Below are 16,325 nucleotides of genomic sequence, written 5' to 3'. Positions count from 1 at the left end.
TGCGGCGGATAAAAGCAGGATGAGTGCCAGGAGGGTGACGTGCGGCGCAACATGCAGGGATGACGAAAGAAAACAGCGCCGGCGTGTGAAAAAACAAACAAGAACCCCCATAACCGAGGTTATGGGGGCGCGGCGCAATCTCAGGGAATACTCTGGGGAATCAAGAAGTTATGTGGCATAACCGCAGGTTATGCCCATACCCTGGGCTATGAGGGTTTGGCCGCGGCGTGCTTGAGGCGCTTGCTGAGCGCAGGCTGGGAGATGCCGAGCAGGCGCGCGGCCAGTGTCTGGTTGCCGCCCGAACGCGAGAGCGCCTCCTCGACGAGAAAGTGCGCCGCTTCGGCGAAGGTGGGCAGCTGCTCGAACGGGGCGAAGGGATTAAGCGGCGGCGCGGCCGGTTGGCAGGCCTGCTGCGTGCGGCCCATGGCGGCGAGGAAGCTCTTCATGGAGAGCATCCGGCCCGTGTGCAGGCTCACGGCGTCGAAGACCATGGCCCGCAACTCCCGGATGTTGCCCGGGAAATGGTAGGCGGCCAGGCAGGCCGTAAGCTCCGGAGGGAAAGTGGGCACGGCCTTGCGCATGGCGGCGGCGGCCTCGGCCAAAAAGTGGCGCAGCAGCGGTTCGATGTCCTCCTTGCGCTCGCGCAGGGGCGGAATGTGGACGTGGTGGGTGCGCAGGCGGAAATAGAGGTCGCGCCGGAAGCGCCCCTCGGCCTCGTGGGCGGCGAGGTCGCGGTGGGTGGCCACGATGACCCGCGCGCGCAGGCGCTTGGGCAGGTCCGAACCCAGAGCGAAGTATTCGCCCTCCTGGAGCAGACGCAAAAGCTTCACCTGGGAGGCCACGGACAGGTCGCCGATCTCGTCGAGAAAAAGCGTCCCGCCGGCCGCCTCCTCGACCATGCCCCGGCGCGCGGCCTCGGCACCGGTGTAGGCCCCGCGCACGTGGCCAAAAAGCGTGTCCGCGAAAACCGCGTCGTCGAGCCCGGCCACGTTGACGGCGACGAGCGGCCCGTCGCGGCCGCTCACGGCATGGGCGGCGCACACGAGGTTCTCCTTGCCCACGCCCGATTCGCCGGTCACGAGCAGGGGCTGGGGGCTTGCCGCCACGGCCTCGATGTAGGCGAACACGGCGTGCATGGCCCGGGAGCGGGTGACGATGCCGGCAAAGGCCTCGGGATGGGCCGGGCCGCCGGCCACCAGGCGGTTCTTGACGGCGAGGTTCTCGTCGCGCAGCTCCTGCATGCGGATGGCGCGCAGCACGCCGCCGACGATGCGGTCCTCCTCGTCGGTCTTGACGTAGTAGTCGAAGGCGCCGAGCCGCATGCAGCGCACGGCCGTGTCCAACTGGCTCACGCCGCTGATGATGATGCAGGTCACGTCGGGGTGGCGCTCGGCAATGGCGGCGAGCAACTCCTCGCCGGAGAGCCCGGGCATGGTCAGGTCGAGCAGGACCAGGCCGATGCCGCCCTTGTCCAGAAGCGGCAGCACCTCGCGGCTGTCCTGGCAGAGAAACGTGTTGGTGATGCCGGCCGAGGACTCGAGCGTGAGGGAGAGCGAACGCAGCCAGGCCGGCTCGTCGTCCACGATCAGGATGCCGAAAGCGGGATACGGGGCGGTGTTCACGCGGCGGATTCCTCCTTGGCCACAGGCAGCTCCAGGCAGGCCAGGGTAAACTGGCCCGGGCTCGACTCGAACACCAGCGCGCCGCCGTGCTCCTTGGCGATGCCGGCGGAGACGGACAGTCCAAGGCCCGTGCCGCCCGCGTCGCGCTTGGTGGTGAAAAAGGGATCGGTCAGGTGCGGCAGGTGTTCGGGCGCGATGCCGCTGCCCTCGTCGCGCACGCACAGGACGACGAGCCCCCGCGCCGCGTCGTGGCGCGTGGTGACGGCGATGCCGCGGGACTTGTCGGGCAGGGCCTGGCAGGCGTTCAAGACGAGATTGACCACGACCTGCTCGATGCGCTGGGAATTGCCCCAAACGAGGGGCAGGTCCTCCTCGTAGTCGGCCGTGAAATGGTCGGTGTGCTTGCGGATGGTGGCCTCGACGAGGCGCACGGCCTTGCGCGAGGCGTCGCCCACGTCGATGAGCGCCTTGCCGGCCCCCTCCTCGCGCCGGGCGAAGTCCTTGAGGTCGTTGACGATGCGCTTGATGCGCAGCGCCCCTTCCTGCATCTCCTCGAGCATCTTGGGAATCTCCTGACGCATGCGCACGTAGGCGATGCCCCCAAGCGTAAACTCCCCTTCCCGCTCGCGCAGGCCGTCGAGCAGCCGCGAGACATCGGCCTGTACCTTGCGCAGGATGGGGATATTGAGCAGAATCAAGCCGTTGGGATTGTTGATCTCGTGGGCCACACCCGAAACCAGGATGCCGAGCGCCGCCATCTTGTCGGCCTGGACGAGCTGGCGCTGGTTGCGGGAAAGCTCCTCCAGGGCTTCGGTGAGGGAACGCGTGCGCTGGGCCACCTGCTTGCGCAGGAAATGGGTCCAGAGCATGGCTCCGCCGAGCAGGGCCAGAAGCGGCGTGACCACGGCCCCGACGTAGAGGCCGATGGTGTCCCAGCGGACCTTGCCGCTTTCGAGCACGCCCAGCCACTTGTCGTGGATGGCCTGGTAGCGCCCGGTCTCTCGCAGGATGGCCAGCCCCTCGCTGAAGCGGGCGAGCAGGGCCTCGTTTTTCGGGGTCACGGCGTAGCCGTAGCGCACCGTGGCCACGGAACGGGCCACGGGCAGGATGTTGTCGAGCTTGTTCTCGCGGATGATGTAGATGCCCGGCAGCATGGCCACCACGGCGTATTCGCCCTTGCCCGAGGCGAGCAGGCGCAGGCCGTCGGCCGGGGTGTCGGAGAAGACCAGGTCGGGCTCGAACCCCCTGGCGGCCAGGACGTCGTGCATGTAGCCGCTGCGGTGCACGATGACCTTCTTGCCGGCCAGATCGTCGAGGGTCGCCACGGGCGGCGTGCCGCGACGGGCGAAAATGGCGTGGTTGACGATGGTGTGCGGGGCGAAGTCCAGGTACTGGGCGCGCTCGTCGGAGTAGGTCATGCCCTCGAGGATATCGATGTCCCCGTCCATGAGGGCCTGGCGTTCCCCGGCCCAGGCCCCCAGGCGGAACTCCACCTGCATGCCCATGACTTCGGCCACGGCCCGGGTGAGGTCCACGTTGAACCCCGCCGGCTTGCCGTCCTTGTCCAGGAACTCGTAGGGCGGGTAGTCCCGGTCGCCGCCCACCCTGACAGGGCGCAGGATGCCGGGGATGACCCGGGCGAGGTCCTCGACGGCGGCGGCCTGGGCCGCGTCCAGGGCGACGCAGGAAAGCAGCAGGACCCAGGCCCAGAGGAACAGGCGCGGCGTGCGGCGTGTCATGGCCCTGCCCTGCCGGGTTTCCCGTTGCGCGTCAATTCCCTTGCTCCGGGGAGCCCTTGCCTCCGCCTTCGCTTATGCTATGCTAGAACCATTCCCCGTCCGGGGCGAACACGCCGCGTTCGCGCCAAGCGAGGAGCGACGAACACCAACCACGGAGTCTCCGTATGCCGCTCGTCCGCGAAGTCACCTTCGACCTGCTGCGCCGCCTGGGACTGACCACCGTCGTCGGCAATCCCGGCTCCACCGAAGAGACCTTTCTCAAGGACTTCCCGTCGGATTTCACCTATGTCCTGGCCTTGCAGGAGACCAACGTCGTGGCCATCGCCGACGGCCTCGCCCAGGGCCTGAAAAAGCCGGTGCTGGTCAACGTGCACACCGGCGCGGGGCTCGGCAACGCCATGGGCGCGATGCTCTCCGCCTTCCTCAACAAGACGCCGCTGATCATCACCGCCGGCCAGCAGACCCGGCAGATGCTGCTCGCCGAGCCGTTCCTCACCAATTTCGAGCCCACGCTCCTGCCGCGGCCCTACGTGAAGTGGAGCTACGAACCGGCCCGGCCCCAGGACGTGCCCGGCGCGTTCATGCGCGCCTACGCCATGGCCATGCAGCAGCCGACCGGCCCGGTGTTCCTGTCCCTGCCGCTTGACGACTGGGACCAGGAGATGGCGGACGTGGACGTGCTGCGCGGCGTCTCCACGCGCGTCGCCCCGGACCCGGCGCGCATCGCGGACTTTGCCGCGCGCATAAGCGCCAGCGAAAACCCCGTGCTCGTCTACGGCGGCGACCTTGCCCGCAGCGAAGCCTGGGACGCGGGCATCGCCCTGGCCGAAAAGCTGCGCGTTCCGGTCTGGCTCGCCCCTTTTACGGAAAACGTGCCCTTTCCCCAGACCCATCCGCTCTACGCCGGCACCCTGCCGCCGGCCATCGGCCCCCTGGGCAAGGCCCTGGCCGGCCATGATCTGATCGTGGTCGTGGGCGCGCCGGTCTTTCGCTACTATCCCTGGGTGCCAGGCGAGTACCTGCCGGCCGGAGCCAAGCTCCTCCAGGTCACGGACGACGCCTTCGACGCGGCCAAATCCGTGGCCGGCGACAGCCTCGTCGGCGACAGCGGGCTCGCCCTGGAGGCGCTCCTGCCCCTGGTGCGCGCACGGACGGGCAATCCCGCGCGCGAGCCGTACCTGCGGCGCGAGCCCGCCGCGGACATCCTCAAGGACGCCCGGGAGCCGCTCACCGCCGAGCAGGTCTTCGCCGTGCTCTCCGAGCGCGTGCCCGAGGACTACGTGCTCGTCAACGAGTCGCCGTCCAACATGGGGGAGCTGGCGCAAACGAGGCTCGGGACCATCGCCAAGCCCGACAGCTGGTACATGATGGCCTCGGGTGCGCTCGGCTGGGGCATGCCCGCGGCCGTGGGCCTGGCCCTGGCCGAGCAGCGCACGGGCAGGAACCGGCCCGTGATCGCCGTCATCGGCGACGGCTCGTTCCAGTACGCGCTCCAGTCCGTCTGGACGGCGGTGCAGCACGGGCTGCACATGGTCTTCCTGGTGCTGCGCAACGGCGAGTACGGCATCCTCAAATCCTTCGCCATGCTCGAGAAGACGCCTGGCGTGCCGGGCCTCGATTTGCCCGGGCTCGACATCGTCTCCCTCGGCAAGGGCTACGGGGCCGCATCCTGGCGCGCCGCGACGGTTGCGGACATCCGCGACGGCTTCGCCAAGGCCCTTGGCGAAAAGGGCGTGAGCGTCATCGAAATCCCCATCGACACGGCGATTCACACGCTGCTCTCCGCCGGCTAGGGACGCTTCTGCGTACGACGCGACAGGCCGGCGCTCCCCCGCAAAAGGAGAGCGCCGGCCTTGCCATCCGCGGCGCGGTTTCGCGCCCGGCTTACACAATTCTAATGTTCGTGGTCGTGGGGCTCGTGCTCGTGTCCTTCGTGGGCATGGTCGTGCGCGCCGTGCTCGCCGGGATGCTCGTGGTCGTGGACGCCTGCCGCCGCGCCATGGTCGTGGGGATGCTTGTGGTCGTGGCCGTGCTCGTGGGAATGGACATGCACATGCTTGTGGCTGTGCCGGCCGGAGCCCGGATGTTCGTGCTCGTGCTCGTGTTCGTGGGAGTGCTCGTGGGCATGCTCGTGGTGATGTTCGTGGTCGCCTTGCATACTGCACACCTCCTTTTCCTGTCTTATGCGTCCTCTCGCCGCCCCTGTACAGACGGCATGATTTTTTTCGCCATCGCACAAGATGCCCGAAACGAACCGTCTTGCAGTTTCCCGCGCATATGAAACGCGCGTGCGTGCGCTTTGGCCCCGCACGCGCCGCGGGAACCGGCTCGGGGCAGTCCGGCCTTGCCTTGGCGCACGAGGCGGATTACGAACCTCGCACTTTCTTGTGACGGATGCGCCTGCACTCCCCGCGGCCGTCTCCGGACACAGCGGAGCCGCTCCTCGGAAATGCGCTTTTTCTCGGGGAGAACACCCTTATATGATTATTAAAAAATACTGACGTATTTTTTGGGGACGCGGCGTCAGGCGTTGCGGACCGCTTCGCGATGTGCAGTGGGGGAAAAGATGCACGACAACCGGACGCAGACGCTTGCGCGGGCGCTCGGCGATGCGGATTTCGAGGTTCCCAAGGCATTCCGGGGCCGGGGGGCGCTTGCCGCCATGCGCGCCGGCCTGTGGGTCCCCATCGGCTGCGACGGCGCGACCGTGCTGGTCGCCGCCGCGCCACCCGAACGCGAGGGCCTGGCGCGGGAAGCCGCGGCCGCCCTCGGCGCAAGCGACGTCACGGTGCTGCCGGCCGACCGCGAGGCGGTTGCGCGCATCCTCGACAATTCCGCCGACGTCTGCCCCGGATTCCCGCCCGAGGCCGGCCGGGTGGAGCTGGCCAAGGTGCGCACCTACCTGGCCGCGCGCCGCTCGTTTCTCGCGGGTTTCCGCACCACCCTGGCCCGGGGCCGCACCGGGCTTTCCATGTTCCGCACCGGGATCGCCTTCCTGACCGTCGTGCTCGTGCTGTTGCGCATTTTCGGCCTCGGACCGGCGCTGCCGTTCGAGGCGCTGCTGTGCGGCGCGGGGCTTTTTTTTATCGTGGACGGCATCCTCTGGTATTTGCCCGCCAGGCGCATGTCGCGCCGGGGACTGCCCGCGTGCGTGCCCGAGCCGGACCCGGCGCTCGGCAACACGGGTGTGCTCGCCGTGTCGGCCGACCTGCGCTGGCCGCGCTTTCGCTGGCTGCCGGCCGTGCCCGGCGCGCGGGCGCTGCGCGCGGCCTGGGAGCTCCTGTCCCCGGTGGCGCGCCGCCGTTTCCTGGCCATGGACCGTACGGCCCTGGCCCTGGAGCGCACCACCCTGGCCGAGCTGCGTTCGATCATGGCCCGCTCGCGCACGGGCCTGGCGCTCGGGCGCACGGGCATCGCCGTGGCCGGTGTCGGCATCGCCATGATCCGCCAGTTCCACCACGGCCCGTGGGATGTCACGAGCTTCGGCCTGATCGGCGTCGGCGCGGTCATGGCCCTGGAGGGCCTGTCGTGGTACCTGCCGGCCCGGCGCGCCGGCAGGCTCTATCAGGCCGCGATGTGCCGCGCCGCGGCCTGCCCGAGCCCCCGCACCCTGGACCGGCCCGACGCAGCTTGCGCGCAGGGCATGGAAGACGCCTGCGACGGCCTCTGCGGCACGACGGGGCTGGCGCTTAAGCGCACCGTCCTCGCCGAGGAGCGCAACGTCCTGGCGCGGCTGCGCACGCAGATGGCCAAGGGCCGCACCGGGCTTTCCTTCATCCGCACGGGGCTCAACGCCGTGGCCGTGGGCCTGGGCCTGCTCGCCTGGTTCGGCACGGCGTCCACGGGCTGGACCGTGTTCGACCTGTGCCTGCTCGGCACGGGGCTCGCCCTGCTCGCGGACGGCCTGTACTGGTATCTGCCGGCGGCGGCCGAGCGCCGGAGCTCGGGCCTGTGCACGGCCGATTTCGAACTGGCCGTGCCGGACTACGCCGCGCCCGAGTCCTCCTGGGGCCGCGCCAGCGCCGGATTGGGCGGAAGCCATGGCGCATAAGCAAGACGCCCCCTGCTTTTTCGAGGAACGGCTGCGGATTCCGGCCGACCTGCTCGCCCGGCTTGCCGCGGAGGATTTCCGCCAGGACAGCTGGTTTCCCCTCTTCCGCGACGCCGACGGAACCGCCGTCGTCGCCCTGGCCCAGGGGCGCGAGGCCGCCGGGCGCGAGGCCGCGGCAACGGCCCTGGCCGGCCTGCGGCTGCGCTTCGTTCCCGCCGCGCCCGGGGACATCGCCCGCGTGGCCGCGGACTACAAGCCGGCCGTGACCGGCGCGGCCGTGGGCGTGGTGCGCACCAACCTGGCGCACTGGCGCAACACCATGGCCCATTGGCGTACCCATCTGGCCTGCTGGCGCACGGACATGGCCACGGGGCGCACCTGGCTGAGCGTTTCGCGCTTCGGCCTGGGGCTCATGGCCCTCGGCAACACGCTGCTGCGCGGCGCGCAAACGCCTTCGGCCCAAAACGCGGACATCGCCTGCCTCGTCTTCGGCCTCGTCCTGGCCGGGGCCGCCGCAGGGGGCTACCTGCGCCTGCGCTTTTCAAGGCGTAGCCTGCCCGGCGTCCAGACCCTGGTCGAAATCTCCGCCGCCACGCTCCAGTTCCTCGAGGAATACCACTTCATCGACAGCCCGGGCCGGCGGCGGCCGCCGTCGAAACCCACCATGCTGGCGCGCCTGGGCGACATGCTCGAAAACCACGCCACCATCCTGGAAATCGCCTCGGGCGCGCCGGAACGCATCCACCTCGCCCGGGAGCGCAACGTCCTGGCCGCCCAGCGCACGGTCTGCGCCTGCTACCGCACCATCGCCGCACGGGCGCGCACGGGCCTGGCCTTCATCCGCACCGGCGTGGCCGTGCTCAGCCTCGGCATCGGCCTGCTGCGCTACTACGGCGGCGGCCCGCTCTCCCTGGTCGACTGGCTGCTCGCCGTGGTCGGCGCGGCCATGGTCGTCGATGGCCTGTTGTGGTATTGGCCGGTGCGCCAGGAGCCGGTCCGCACGCCCAGGTGCGTGGACCCGCCGGGGGAACGGGCATGAGGATCAAGACCAAGCTGATCGTGGGCAGCTGCACGAGCCTGGCCCTGCTGGTGCTTCTCGCCGTGCTCGCCCGGCACGACATGGACCGGGTGGTGGACAAGCTGCGCTTCGTGGAGGTCCAGGACGACCTCAACACCGGCTTCCTGGAAATGCGCCTGGCGGAGAAAAACCTGTTCCTGTTCGGCGACAAGGCGGCGCTCGGCGAGATCGCGACCAGGATCGACGCCACGCGCGAGGTGCTGTCCAAATCGCGCGGCCGCATCGTCCGGGGCGCGGGCGAGGCCAACTACCAGTCCCTCACGCGCCATCTCGACGCCTACGCCGCCGCCGTCAGGCAGGCCGCCGCCGCGGACATGCCCCGGGACGACGTGGAGGCGGCCATGCGGGAGTCCGGCCGCGCGCTGCGGGAATTCTCCACCGCGCTCGTGCGCCGGGAGCGGGCGCAGGTCGGGGAGATCATCGCCTCGTCCCGCAGCACCATGACCTTGTCCCTGGCGGCCGTGGTCTGCACGGCGGTGCTCGCCGCGCCGCTTCTGTTCCGCAAGGTGCTGCGCTCCCTGGCCCAGGTGGAGCGGCTGGCCGGGGCCATCGCCGACGGCAAGTTCGAGAGCATCGAGGAGCCCAAGAGCCACGACGAACTGGCGTCGGTCATCCGGGCGGTCAACACCATGTCCGAGCGCCTGAGTTCCCGCGAGGCCGAGATCCTGCAATCGAAAAAACTCGCCTCGCTCGGCACCCTGACCGCAGGCGTGGCCCACGAGATCACCAACCCGGTCAACAACATCTCCATGATCGCCGAGACGTTCGAGGCCATGGGCGAGGAGCTCCCCCCCGACGACCGCCTGGAGATGGTGCGGCAGATCCGGAAGGAGTGCGGCCGCATCCACGGCATCGTCACCAACCTGCTCGACTTCTCCAAGCCCAAGGCCGCCAGCATGCGCGCGGTCGGCATCAACGCCCTGGTCGCGGACACGCTGCCGCTCGTGCGCAACATGCTCCACGTCTCCAACATCGACCTCGCCCTGGACATCGCCCCGGACGAGACCCGGGTGTTCGCCGACACCGCGCAGATGCACCAGGTGCTCGTCAACCTCATCACCAACGCCATCCAGTCCATGCGGCCCGGCGGAGAGCTGCGCGTGTCCACCCGGGGCCAGCCCGGGCAAACGGCGCATATCGTCATCGCCGACAACGGCCAGGGCATTCCCCCCGACGCCCTGCCCCACGTCTTCGACCCGTTTTTCAGCACCAAGGGCACCGAAGGCACGGGGCTCGGGCTTTCGGTCAGCTACGGCATCGTCAAAAACCACGGCGGGCGGCTGCGTGTGGAGAGCGCGGTGGGCAAAGGCACCACCTGCTCCGTCGAGCTGCCGGCCCTTCCCCCGACGGAGGCTTCTCATGGACACGCAACGACTTAGGATCATGGTCATCGACGACGAAAAAGTGGTCGGGGACATGCTGCGCATCCACCTGACCAAGCACGGCTTCACGGTGGAGACCTTTCTCGACGCCGCTTCGGCCCTGCGCCGCCTGTCCGAGGAGCGCTTCGCCCTGATCGTCACGGATTTCAAGATGAAGGGCATGGACGGCATGGAACTGCTCAAGACCGTCAAAACGCTCTACCCGGACATCCACGTCATCATGATCACTGCCTTCGCCCACCTGGACACGGCCATCGAGGCCTTCCGCGGCCAGGTGCACGACTTCTTTCCCAAGCCGTTCAAGATCAAGGAACTGCTCGAATCCGTGGAACGCGCCTTGTCGCGGGACGCGGGCGCGCACCAGGACGCCTGACCGCGCCGGCGCACGCCGGCTCCCTTACCCCCGCCCCGAACACGGCGGCACGACGCAAAGCCCGGCCTTGCACCGTGTCGCTCTTTTTATGCCCCGCGCAACGGATGCGGCGCGCACGAAATCACCGCTGCAATACCATATACAAGGCGTTGTGCCCTGGAATATCCCGGCCTGACGGAGCCCACTTTTCGTCATGAATTCGTAACGCCATGGTATCATGAATTATTACTCGCAATGTAAAATCTACCGTCATTTTTATTTTCCCTTCAAAAACAATTATGCTATGCGATATTCGAAATTACTGTCAGACAGCGGCAACCGCCCCCGCGCCCATCGCATCCCCATCACCGTCGGCCAAAGAGGGTACCCACGCATGACCGGAAAAACGAAACTCTCGGTGTTTACGCTGTGCATGATGACCGTTGCGGCCGTGGTGAGCCTGCGCGGCCTGCCCATGATGGCCAAGGAAGGGCTGTCGCTGATTTTCTACATCCTCTTTTCCACGATCATGTTCCTCATCCCCGCCTCCCTCGTGGCGGCGGAGCTCGGCAGCGCCTTCAGCAGCCAGGGCGGCGGCGTCTACACCTGGGTCAAGGAGGCCTTCGGCTCGCGCTGGGGCTTCACCGCCATCTGGCTGCAATGGATCCAGAACGTGGTCTGGTATCCCACGGTGCTCGGGTTCGCGGCCAGCTGCCTGGCCTACGCGGTCATGAAGCCCGCCCTGGCCGAAAACGGCGTCTACACCGGCCTCGTGATCCTGGCCTGCTACTGGATGGCCACGTTCCTGACCCTGGCCGGCTCGAGCGTCGCGAGCTTCGTCACCAAGTACGGCGCGCTGTGCGGCACGGTCCTGCCCGGGCTGATCGTCATCGTCCTGGGGCTTCTCTGGGTCGACCAGGGCAACCCCATCGCCTTTTTGACCCCCGGCCCGGTCGCCGACGCGGCGGGAAGCCTCGCCCACTCGGGCGCGCACGCCCGGCTTTTCCCCCACATCACGAGCCTTGGCAGCATCGCGTTTCTGGCCGGCATCATCCTGCTTTTCGCCGGCGTGGAAGTGCATGCCGTGCACGCGAGCGAACTGGAAGAGCCCGCCAAGCAGTTCCCGGAAAGCATGTTCCTGGCCGCGGCGGTCATCTTCCTGCTCTTCATGCTCGGCTCCCTGGCCGTGGCCGCCGTGGTCCCGGCCGCGGAAATCAGCCTCACGGCCGGGCTCATGCAGGCCTTCGAACTGCTGCTTTCCAAATTCCATCTCGAATTCCTCACCCCGGTCATGGGCGTGCTCACGGCCTTCGGCTCCATCGGCGGCGTCATGTCCTGGGTCGGCGGCCCGAGCCGGGGCCTGCTCGAAACGGCCAAGCAGGGCGAGATTCCGCCTTTCATGGCCAAGGTCAACAAGCACGGCGTGCAGATCAACATCCTGCTCATCCAGGCCGTGATCGTCAGCCTCCTCGCCTGCCTCTACTTCGTCATGGACAACGTGAGCGTGGCCTTTTTCGTGCTCTCGGCCATGACCGTCACCCTCTACCTCGTGATGTACATCCTCATGTACGCCGCCGCCATCAAGCTGCGCCGCACCCGGCCCGACCTGCCGCGCGCCTACAAGGTGCCCGGCGGCCTCGGCGGCATGTGGTTCGTCGCCGGCACGGGCCTCGTCGGCGTGTGCTTCTCCCTGGTGGTCGGGTTTTTCCCGCCGACCAACCTGCCTGTGGGCAATCCCGCGCTCTACGTGGGCCTGGTGGCGGCCGGCATGGTGGTCTTCGTCGGCCTGCCGCTTGTCATTAACGCCTGCAAGAAACCCGGCTGGCGCCAGGGCGGCAACTAGGCCGCCCGGCGACGCCCCAACGAAGGAGGCGATGCATGGTCTTGCATCAGAAGGAAACGGTCCGCGGCGATCTCCTCGACGACGTCTACGCCTCGAGCGACCTGTCGGTGCGCATGCCCAAGTACCGGTTTCCCGAAAAGGAAATCGAGCCCAGGCACGCCTACCAGGTCGTGCACGACGAACTCATGCTCGACGGCAACTCCCGCCAGAACCTGGCCACCTTTTGCCAGACCTGGGCCGATCCCGAAGTGCACCGGCTCATGGACGAGTGCCTCGACAAGAACATGATCGACAAGGACGAGTATCCGCAGACCGCGGAACTCGAGGCGCGTTGCGTACACATGCTGGCCGACCTGTGGCATTCGCCCGAGGCCGCCAACACCATGGGCTGCTCCACCACCGGCTCGAGCGAGGCGGCCATGCTCGGCGGGCTGGCCATGAAATGGCGCTGGCGCGCCGCGCGAAACGCCGCGCACAAGCCGACCGACAAGCCCAACCTCGTCTGCGGCCCGGTCCAGATCTGCTGGCACAAGTTCGCCCGTTACTGGGACGTGGAGCTGCGCGAGATCCCCATGGAACGGGATCGGCTCATCATGAGCCCCGAAGAGGCCGTGGCGCGCTGCGACGAGAACACCATCGGCGTCGTGCCCACCCTCGGCGTGACCTACACCTGCCAGTACGAGCCCGTGGCGGACGTGTGCGCCGCGCTCGACAAGTTGCAGGCCGAAAAAGGCTTCGACATCCCCGTCCACGTGGACGGGGCCAGCGGCGGCTTCCTCGCCCCCTTCTGCGACCCCGGCCTCGCCTGGGACTTCCGCCTGCCCCGGGTCAAGTCCATCAACGCCTCGGGCCACAAGTTCGGCCTGTCGCCCTTGGGCGTCGGCTGGGTGGTCTGGCGCGACGCCAAGGAGCTGCCCGAGGACCTGATCTTCAACGTCAACTACCTGGGCGGCAACATGCCGACCTTCGCGCTCAACTTCTCGCGCCCGGGCGGCCAGATCGTGGCCCAGTACTACAACTTCCTGCGCCTGGGCCGGGAAGGCTACCGCAAGATCCAAAGCGCCTGCTACGCCACGGCCGCCTACCTCGGCGACGCGTTGCGCAAGATTCCCTGCTTCGACGTCATCTACGACGGCCGGGGCGGCATTCCGGCCGTGACCTGGAGCCTCAAGGAAGGCGCGGCCAAGGGATTCACCCTCTACGACCTGTCCGACCGGCTGCGCTCGCGCGGCTGGCAGGTGCCGGCCTACTCCATGCCCGCCGACCGCACGGACCTCGTGGTCATGCGCGCCCTGGTGCGCCACGGCTTCAGCCGCGACCTGGCCGACCTGCTCATGGAAGACATGGAACGCTGCCTGGACTACTTCGCGAAAAACCCCGTGACCCATTCCCTCACGGCCGAAACGGCCTCGGGATTCAGCCACACCTAAGCCGTTCCGGGCACGCCGCCGGACCGCGGGCCGCCACGGCGGCCCGCGGCCGTGCGCCCGGGAAGGGAGTTCCCATGCCACGCCCGCGCTTCGCCGCCGCCTGCCTGGCCGCGCTCTGCCTCGTCGCCGCCGTTCCCGCCTTGGCCACGTCCGTGGCCATGTACGGCGATTTCCGCGTCCAAGGCACGTTTTTCAGCGGCCAGAACTACACCGGCTGGAACGCCGCCGGTACGCAGACCGAAGACACCCTCAACATCTGGCAGCGCATGCGGCTGCACGTCGATTTCACCGCCAACGAGAACCTTTCCTTCCGGCTCGGGCTGCGCGTCAACAACGAAACCTGGGGCCACGGCACCCTGACCGCGGCCAACCCGACCGTGGCCGTGCAGCCCTACCAGTGCTACCTCCAGTTCACCGTGCCGGATACGCGCGTGCAGGTGACCGCCGGCTACCAGCCCGTGTCCCTGCCGCATACCGAGGTTTTTTACGATTCGCTGGTCTTTGGCACCGATTCGGGCAACAGCGACGCAGCCGCCCTCATCGTGCGCGCCCCGCTGCTCGACGACGCCCTCGCGGTCACGGCGGGCTACGCCCGGCTGGTGGACACGAACAGGACCTACGACACGACCACGACGCAGGTCGGCGACGAACTGGATTTCACCTTTCTCACGCTGCCGATAACGGTTTCGGGCCTGCGCCTCACGCCTTGGGGCGCGGCGGCCATCCTCGGCCGCTCCGCCGACCTGCCGAGCCCCATGGGCAACACCCTGCTGGCCGCCGGCAGCTACGCCTCGCCGTCAACGGCGTTCGCCAACAACCAGAACGCCGCGTTCTGGACCGGCGCGGCCCTGACCTACGAACTGCCCATCCCGGTCAAGGTCTATGCCGACGGCATCTACGGCAACGCCTTCGCCGGCGACCGTTCGCGCAACCACCGGCAGGGCTGGTTCGCGGACGCGGCCCTGGAATACACGGGATTTACCGCGGTCGCGCCGCAGTTGCTCGGCTGGTGGGGCAGCGGCGAGGACGCCGGGCTCTCCAACGGCTCCGAGCGGCTGCCGGGCGTCAATCCGCAGTGGGGGCCGCGCGGCTCGTTTCTCTTCAACGCCGACCAGTACCTGACCCAGGCGTCCATGAACACCACGCCGCAAGGGAGCATGGGCCTTGTGGTCAACTTCGACCGCATCAGCCTGATCGACCGCCTGACCTCGCTCGTCGCCTTTTCCTACGCCACGGGCACGAGCTCCCCTGCCGGGCTGCGCAAGGCCGTGGCGGCCACGGGCGGCCCGGGGCAGTACGTGACCATGGGCCAGGACCTCGCCCAGGGGGAGCGGCTGCTCTCCATCGCCAGCGAGCACGCCTTCGCCCTCACGGATGCCGTCAACCTGATCGTGGAAACGGGCTGGGCCAGGGGCTACGACTTCCGCGCGAGCATCTGGGGCCGGCGCATGGTCAACCAGGCCGGCGACGCCTGGCAGGGGGCGATCGGCCTCATCTACAAGTTCTAGGGCGGCTGCGCCCCGAAAACGCCGACGGGCCTGCGGCACCGGAGTGCCGCAGGCCCGTTTTTCACGTCCGGGTCCGCGCCGGGCGTCTAGGCCCGCGCCGCGCCGCGCAGTTCGAGCGCCAGGGCGAGCACACCGCAGGCCGCGCCCATCACGCACACGCCAAGCCAGCCGAACCGGGAAAACGCCTGTGCGCCAAGAGCCGTGCCCAGCGCGCCGCCGACGAACATCAACGTCATGAAGACCGTGTTGACGCGGCTGCGCGCCGCGGCGTCCAGGGCGTAGATCCGGGCCTGGTTGGCCACGAGCGCCCCTTGCAGGCCGACGTCCATGAGCAGGATGCCGGCGACCAGGGCGAGCCACGACTCCCGAAACAGCGCCAGCAGCACAAACGCCGCGGCAACGTTCACGGCCCCGTAGGCGACGAGCCTGCCCTGGCCGCCCCGGTCCGCCAACCGCCCGGCCAGGGGCGCGGCAGCGACGCCGGCCACCCCGACCAGGCCCAGCATTCCCGCCGCCGCGCTGCCCTGGTGAAACGGCGGCTGTTCGAGGAACAGGGCCAGATTGGCCCAGAAGGCCACGAAGCCGCCGAAAAGCACCCCCTGCACGAACCCCGCCCGCCGCAGTTCCTTGTGCGCGGCAAAAAGCCGCACCAGGGAGGCAAGCATGCGCGGATACGAGATCGTGGTCACGGGCGTCACGCGCGGCAGCCACAGCAGCAGCACGGCGCTCATGACAAGCGACGCGCCGCTGGCAAAGGCGAACATCTCCCGCCAGTCGCCATACGCGGCCACGAGCCCGCTGACCGTGCGCGAGAGGAGGACGCCCGCGAGCACCCCGGCCATGACCGTGCCGAGGACGCTGCCCCGCCGCCCCTCCCCGGCCAGATGGGCGGCCATGGGCAACACCTGTTGCGCCACGGTCGCCAGCACGCCGATGCCGAGGCTCGCCCCGAGCAGCATGCCGAGCCCCGTGGACGCCGCGGCCGTGGCCAGAGCCACGGCCAGGGCGAGGAACGTCACAACGATGAGCCCCCGCCGCTCGAAGCGGTCCCCGAGCGGGGCCAGCAGCAGCAGGCCCAAGGCGTAGCCGACCTGCGTGAGCACCGCGATCCAGGAGATGGACGCCGCATCGGCATGGAACACCTCGGCCAGAATGCCGAGCATCGGCTGGTTGTAGTAGATGCTCGCCACGGCGAGCCCGGCCGCGCCGGCCATCAGGGCCACGACGCCCCGTCCCGGCTCCCGGGCCTCGGACGTTTCGAGGGAAAGACATGCGCAGTGGTGCATGGGAAGTCTCCTGCTTAAATAGAAACGGTACGTA

Annotated in this window: 12 protein-coding genes; 9 read left to right on the top strand and 3 right to left on the bottom strand. The window is 68.5% G+C overall.

All coding sequences use genetic code 11. The features are described from left to right. Nucleotides 1-206 precede the first annotated feature (206 nt). Together Q368_RS0102870 and Q368_RS0102865 are read right to left on the bottom strand one after the other, a co-directional pair. On the bottom strand, nucleotides 207-1,622 hold the full coding sequence (locus Q368_RS0102870; protein WP_029457222.1) for a sigma-54-dependent transcriptional regulator: 1,416 nt from the start codon (nucleotides 1,620-1,622) through the stop codon (nucleotides 207-209). Then, entirely contained in the window at nucleotides 1,619-3,361 is a 1,743-nt protein-coding gene (locus tag Q368_RS0102865) for a transporter substrate-binding domain-containing protein (protein ID WP_043784741.1), read from the bottom strand. Before Q368_RS0102865 ends, Q368_RS0102870 begins: the two co-directional genes overlap by 4 nt. Nucleotides 3,362-3,525: 164 nt before the next feature. Between Q368_RS0102865 and mdlC the strand changes: the two genes are divergently transcribed. The 9 genes from mdlC to Q368_RS0102820 all read left to right on the top strand — a co-directional run bounded on the left by mdlC (nucleotide 3,526) and on the right by Q368_RS0102820 (nucleotide 15,005). After that, complete coding sequence (gene mdlC, locus Q368_RS0102860; RefSeq protein ID WP_029457220.1) at nucleotides 3,526-5,154, top strand: benzoylformate decarboxylase; 1,629 nt, start codon at nucleotides 3,526-3,528, stop codon at nucleotides 5,152-5,154. A gap of 104 nt (nucleotides 5,155-5,258) precedes the next feature. Beyond that, the gene (locus tag Q368_RS0102855) at nucleotides 5,259-5,642 is read left to right on the top strand and encodes a hypothetical protein (RefSeq protein WP_029457219.1); all 384 of its coding nucleotides are present in this window, start codon (nucleotides 5,259-5,261) and stop codon (nucleotides 5,640-5,642) included. A 285-nt stretch (nucleotides 5,643-5,927) separates the two neighbouring features. Next, nucleotides 5,928-7,412, top strand: coding sequence for a hypothetical protein (locus Q368_RS0102850; protein WP_029457218.1), 1,485 nt, complete (start codon nucleotides 5,928-5,930; stop codon nucleotides 7,410-7,412). Next, on the top strand, nucleotides 7,402-8,451 hold the full coding sequence (locus Q368_RS0102845; protein ID WP_029457217.1) for a DUF202 domain-containing protein: 1,050 nt from the start codon (nucleotides 7,402-7,404) through the stop codon (nucleotides 8,449-8,451). Before Q368_RS0102850 ends, Q368_RS0102845 begins: the two co-directional genes overlap by 11 nt. After that, on the top strand, nucleotides 8,448-9,869 hold the full coding sequence (locus Q368_RS0102840; RefSeq protein WP_029457216.1) for a sensor histidine kinase: 1,422 nt from the start codon (nucleotides 8,448-8,450) through the stop codon (nucleotides 9,867-9,869). Before Q368_RS0102845 ends, Q368_RS0102840 begins: the two co-directional genes overlap by 4 nt. Next, on the top strand, nucleotides 9,850-10,245 hold the full coding sequence (locus Q368_RS0102835; RefSeq protein ID WP_029457215.1) for a response regulator: 396 nt from the start codon (nucleotides 9,850-9,852) through the stop codon (nucleotides 10,243-10,245). Before Q368_RS0102840 ends, Q368_RS0102835 begins: the two co-directional genes overlap by 20 nt. A 373-nt stretch (nucleotides 10,246-10,618) precedes the next feature. Then, nucleotides 10,619-12,067 (top strand): amino acid permease, encoded by a 1,449-nt coding sequence (locus Q368_RS0102830; protein WP_029457214.1) that lies wholly within the window; start codon nucleotides 10,619-10,621, stop codon nucleotides 12,065-12,067. A 35-nt stretch (nucleotides 12,068-12,102) separates the two neighbouring features. After that, nucleotides 12,103-13,497 carry a glutamate decarboxylase gene (gad, locus tag Q368_RS0102825; protein ID WP_029457213.1) on the top strand — a complete coding sequence of 465 codons (1,395 nt, stop codon included), beginning with the start codon at nucleotides 12,103-12,105 and terminating at the stop codon, nucleotides 13,495-13,497. A 74-nt stretch (nucleotides 13,498-13,571) separates the two neighbouring features. Beyond that, complete coding sequence (locus tag Q368_RS0102820; RefSeq protein ID WP_029457212.1) at nucleotides 13,572-15,005, top strand: outer membrane homotrimeric porin; 1,434 nt, start codon at nucleotides 13,572-13,574, stop codon at nucleotides 15,003-15,005. An 86-nt stretch (nucleotides 15,006-15,091) separates the two neighbouring features. Here the strand turns inward: Q368_RS0102820 and Q368_RS0102815 are convergent, their stop codons facing one another. Continuing rightward, nucleotides 15,092-16,291 carry an MFS transporter gene (locus Q368_RS0102815; protein ID WP_029457211.1) on the bottom strand — a complete coding sequence of 400 codons (1,200 nt, stop codon included), beginning with the start codon at nucleotides 16,289-16,291 and terminating at the stop codon, nucleotides 15,092-15,094. Nucleotides 16,292-16,325: the final 34 nt, after the last annotated feature.

Origin of the sequence: Solidesulfovibrio alcoholivorans DSM 5433 (assembly GCF_000702665.1) — a bacterium.
Taxonomy (GTDB): Bacteria; Desulfobacterota; Desulfovibrionia; order Desulfovibrionales; family Desulfovibrionaceae; genus Solidesulfovibrio; species Solidesulfovibrio alcoholivorans.
Note: the sequence above shows the minus strand (reverse complement) of the source record. Positions and strands in the feature narration are given on the sequence as shown.

Bases quoted from the DNA above. Each gene is read 5' to 3' on its own strand.
- gad (WP_029457213.1), top strand. From the start codon at position 12,103: ATGGTCTTGCATCAGAAGGAAACGGTCCGCGGCGATCTCCTCGACGAC.
- Q368_RS0102855 (WP_029457219.1), top strand. From the start codon at position 5,259: ATGTTCGTGGTCGTGGGGCTCGTGCTCGTGTCCTTCGTGGGCATGGTC.
- Q368_RS0102865 (WP_043784741.1), bottom strand. From the start codon at position 3,361: ATGACACGCCGCACGCCGCGCCTGTTCCTCTGGGCCTGGGTCCTGCTG.
- mdlC (WP_029457220.1), top strand. From the start codon at position 3,526: ATGCCGCTCGTCCGCGAAGTCACCTTCGACCTGCTGCGCCGCCTGGGA.
- Q368_RS0102820 (WP_029457212.1), top strand. From the start codon at position 13,572: ATGCCACGCCCGCGCTTCGCCGCCGCCTGCCTGGCCGCGCTCTGCCTC.
- Q368_RS0102815 (WP_029457211.1), bottom strand. From the start codon at position 16,291: ATGCACCACTGCGCATGTCTTTCCCTCGAAACGTCCGAGGCCCGGGAG.
- Q368_RS0102830 (WP_029457214.1), top strand. From the start codon at position 10,619: ATGACCGGAAAAACGAAACTCTCGGTGTTTACGCTGTGCATGATGACC.
- Q368_RS0102845 (WP_029457217.1), top strand. From the start codon at position 7,402: ATGGCGCATAAGCAAGACGCCCCCTGCTTTTTCGAGGAACGGCTGCGG.
- Q368_RS0102850 (WP_029457218.1), top strand. From the start codon at position 5,928: ATGCACGACAACCGGACGCAGACGCTTGCGCGGGCGCTCGGCGATGCG.
- Q368_RS0102835 (WP_029457215.1), top strand. From the start codon at position 9,850: ATGGACACGCAACGACTTAGGATCATGGTCATCGACGACGAAAAAGTG.
- Q368_RS0102840 (WP_029457216.1), top strand. From the start codon at position 8,448: ATGAGGATCAAGACCAAGCTGATCGTGGGCAGCTGCACGAGCCTGGCC.